Annotated in this window: 3 protein-coding genes; all 3 read left to right on the top strand. The window is 69.3% G+C overall.

The features are described 5' to 3' along the window. Position 1 precedes the first annotated feature (1 nt). The 3 genes from murJ to trxA all read left to right on the top strand — a co-directional run bounded on the left by murJ (position 2) and on the right by trxA (position 3,322). Positions 2-1,885, top strand: coding sequence for a murein biosynthesis integral membrane protein MurJ (gene murJ / locus ACFFCN_RS08085; RefSeq protein ID WP_375490631.1), 1,884 nt, complete (start codon positions 2-4; stop codon positions 1,883-1,885). A gap of 80 nt (positions 1,886-1,965) precedes the next feature. Then, entirely contained in the window at positions 1,966-2,907 is a 942-nt protein-coding gene (trxB, locus tag ACFFCN_RS08090; RefSeq protein ID WP_375490632.1) for a thioredoxin-disulfide reductase, read from the top strand. Positions 2,908-2,995: 88 nt separating this feature from the next. Beyond that, positions 2,996-3,322: a thioredoxin gene (gene trxA / locus ACFFCN_RS08095; RefSeq protein ID WP_375490633.1), complete on the top strand. Its 327-nt coding sequence runs from the start codon at positions 2,996-2,998 to the stop codon at positions 3,320-3,322. Positions 3,323-3,408: the final 86 nt, after the last annotated feature.

Consider the following 3,408-nt stretch of genomic DNA (forward strand, 5'->3'; position numbering starts at 1 on the left):
GATGTTCACCGAGGCCGACCCGATGTCGTCGATGATCATGCCGATCGTCGAGCCGCTCGTCTCGCCGGATGCCGTCGACGCCGGCGAGAACCCGTGGGGCGCGACGACCTACGTCGGCCGCCCGCGGCGCACCCGGCACGCGCCACGGGCCGACTCCGAGGCGCGCGCCCCGAGCGACCCCGCGACCGAGGCCGCCGTGCAGGTGGCCGATGTCGAACCCGGCGACGCCCCCGCCGGGGACGCCGCGCAGCCGGCCGCGCCGACCGCCGCGCCGGCGAAGGGGCTGATGGCCAACAGCCGGTCCATGGCGCTGGCCAGCCTGGCCAGCCGGATCACCGGGTTCCTGCGCAGCGTGCTGCTGGTGGCAGCCCTCGGTGTCGGCGCGGTGGGCAACGCCTACAACAGCGGCAACAACCTGCCCAACATGATCTACGAGCTCCTGCTGGGCGGCGTGCTGTCCAGTGTGCTCATCCCGCTGCTCATCCAGGCCGAATCCGAGGACGAGGACGACGGCCTGGCGTACACCCAGCGGCTGCTGTCCATCGCCACCGTGGCACTCGGCGTGATGACCCTGCTCGTCACGCTGGCAGCACCGTGGATCGCCGCAGCGTTCGTCGACGCCGGCCCGCAGCGCCAGCTGACCTCGATCTTCGCGACGCTGCTGCTGCCGGAGATCTTCTTCTACGGCGTCGGCGCGATGTTCATGGCCGTGCTCAACATCAAGCACGTGTACGGGCCCGGGGCGTGGGCACCGCTGCTCAACAACGTCGTGCTGATGGTGACCATCGGGGTCTTCTGGCTGCTGCCCGGGCCGGCGACGCTCAACCCGTCGACGATGACCACCGCGCAGGTGCTCGTGGTGGGCATCGGCACCACGCTCGGCATCGCCGCGCAGGCGCTCGTGCTCGTGCCGTACCTGCGCAGGACCGGCTTCCGCTGGGCGTGGCGGTTCCGAGCCCGACCCGGCGAGAGCAACCGCCTGCGTGAGCTCGGCTCCCTGGGCGTCTGGGTGCTCGGGTACGTCGTGGTCAGCCAGGTCGGCGTCTCGGTGATTCAGCGCATCGGCAACAGCAACGGCGGTTTCAGCGTGTTCACGCAGGCCGACCTGCTGTTCCAGATGCCCTACGGCATCCTCGTCGTCTCGGTCCTGACCGCGATCATGCCGCGGTTGTCGCGCGCCGCCGTGCGCAACGACCACGACGCCGTGGTCGGCGATCTCGCACTCGGTGCGCGACTGTCCGCCGTCGCACTCGTCCCGATCACGGCGTTGCTGATCGTGCTGGGCCCGGTGCTGGGCGTCACCTTGTTCGCACACGGCCAGTCGTCCTACGAGGGCGCGCGGCTGATCGGCACGTCGCTGGCGTGGTCGGCGTTCGGGCTGTTCCCCTTCGCGCTCGTGATGCTGCAGCTGCGCGTCTTCTACGCCATGCGCGACGGCCGCACACCGACATTGATCAACGCGTTCATGGTGGCGACCAAGGTCGTGCTCGTCCTCGTCACCAGCGCGGTCTTCGCCGCACCGCCCGGAACGGACGTCGACAGACATCCGTCTGTGCATGCCGTCGAGTGGCTCAACATCTCCACGTCGCTGTCCTACGTGGTCGGGGCGGTCGTCGGACAGATCCTTTTGGCGCGCCGACTCGGGCACCTGCGGTTCCGGTCCGTGCTCGCCACCGTGACACGGATCGGCCTCATATCGGCGATCGGCGCGGCCGCCGCCTTCGGCGTCGTGGAGCTCGTCCTCGACGCCATCGGCCGCGACGTCACCGGTTCGGCCGTCGGTCTCGTCGCCGGCGGCGTGGTCGGGCTGGGCGTGCTCGGTGCGGTCGCCTGGCGCGCGCGTATCCCGGACGTCCAGGAGGTCCTCGTCGCGGCACGACGGTGACGCGCCGTGCACCCCCGCGGTGGCGGGAATCGGGCCACACCTGGGATCGTTGAAGCTGCTGAACGCGAAGAGAGGACATCGTGACGACGCACCGCAAGGTCATCATCGTGGGCTCCGGCCCGGCGGGCTACACGGCAGCGCTCTACACCGCGCGCGCCGACCTCGCCCCGCTCGTCTTCGAGGGCGTGCAGTACGGCGGGGCGCTGATGAACACCACCGACGTGGAGAACTTCCCCGGCTTCCCCGAAGGCATCCTCGGACCGGACCTGATGAACAACGTCCGCGCGCAAGCAGAGCGGTTCGGTGCCGAACTGGTGGCCGACGATGTCTTGGGCGTCGACCTCGACGGACCGGTCAAGACTGTTCGTACGCACGGCGGCGAATACACCGCCGACACCGTCATCCTCTCGATGGGTTCGGCCTACCGGAAGCTGGGCCTGCCCCGCGAGGACGAGCTGTCCGGGCACGGCGTCTCGTGGTGCGCGACGTGTGACGGCTTCTTCTTCCGCGACCACGACATCGTGGTCGTCGGTGGCGGGGACACCGCCATGGAGGAGGCCACCTTCCTGACCCGCTTCGCCAAGTCGGTGACGATCGTGCACCGTCGCGACGAGCTGCGCGCCAGCCGGATCATGGTGGACCGCGCCGAGGCCAACCCCAAGATCAAGTGGGCGTTGAACAGCGAGGTCGTCGACGTGCACGGCGACGGCTCGGTCACCGGTGTGCGACTGCGCGACACGACGACCGGCGACGAGCGCGACGTCGCGGCAGGTGGGCTGTTCATCGCGATCGGCCACGAGCCACGCAGCGACCTCGTGAAGGGCCAGATCGACCTCGACGACGAGGGTTATATCGTCACGGGACAGGGCACGCACACGAACCTCGACGGCGTGTTCGCGGCCGGCGATGTCGTCGACCACACGTATCGTCAGGCGATCACGGCGGCGGGCACCGGGTGCCAGGCGGCGCTCGACGCCGAGCGGTACCTCACCGCGCACGGACAGATGCCGACAGGCCTGTAGCGAGCACGGCAGCACCGCACGCGCCGCGGGAATCAGCACCCGCCGGCGCGTGTTGACGAGAACATCCGAGCGATCCAGGAGATGCAACATGGCAGGCAACACCAAGAAGGTCACCGATTCCAGCTTCCAGTCCGACGTCCTGCAGGCCGACGGCCCGGTGCTCGTCGACTTCTGGGCCGAGTGGTGCGGCCCGTGCCGTCAGGTCGCGCCCGTGCTCGAGGAGATCGCGGGCGAGCACGAGAAGCTCACCATCGCGAAGCTCAACATCGATGAGAACCCCGAGACCGCACGCAACTACCAGGTCATGTCGATCCCGACCATGGCGGTCTTCTCCGGCGGCGAGCTGGTCAAGACCATCGTCGGCGCTCGCCCGAAGGCGGCGATCCTGCGGGAGCTGACCGACTTCGTCAGCTGAGAAAGCCCGTTCATTACGGCGGGGCGGGCGCCAACGCCCCCGCCCCCCCGAAAAAGTTTAAAACCCAGCCCCACAGGCGCCGAGGC

The organism is uncultured Jatrophihabitans sp. (assembly GCF_964246335.1).
Taxonomy (GTDB): Bacteria; Actinomycetota; Actinomycetes; order Mycobacteriales; family Jatrophihabitantaceae; genus Jatrophihabitans.

Coding starts and splice junctions, on each gene's coding strand:
- murJ (WP_375490631.1), top strand. CDS start 2: ATGTTCACCGAGGCCGACCCGATGTCGTCGATGATCATGCCGATCGTC.
- trxA (WP_375490633.1), top strand. CDS start 2,996: ATGGCAGGCAACACCAAGAAGGTCACCGATTCCAGCTTCCAGTCCGAC.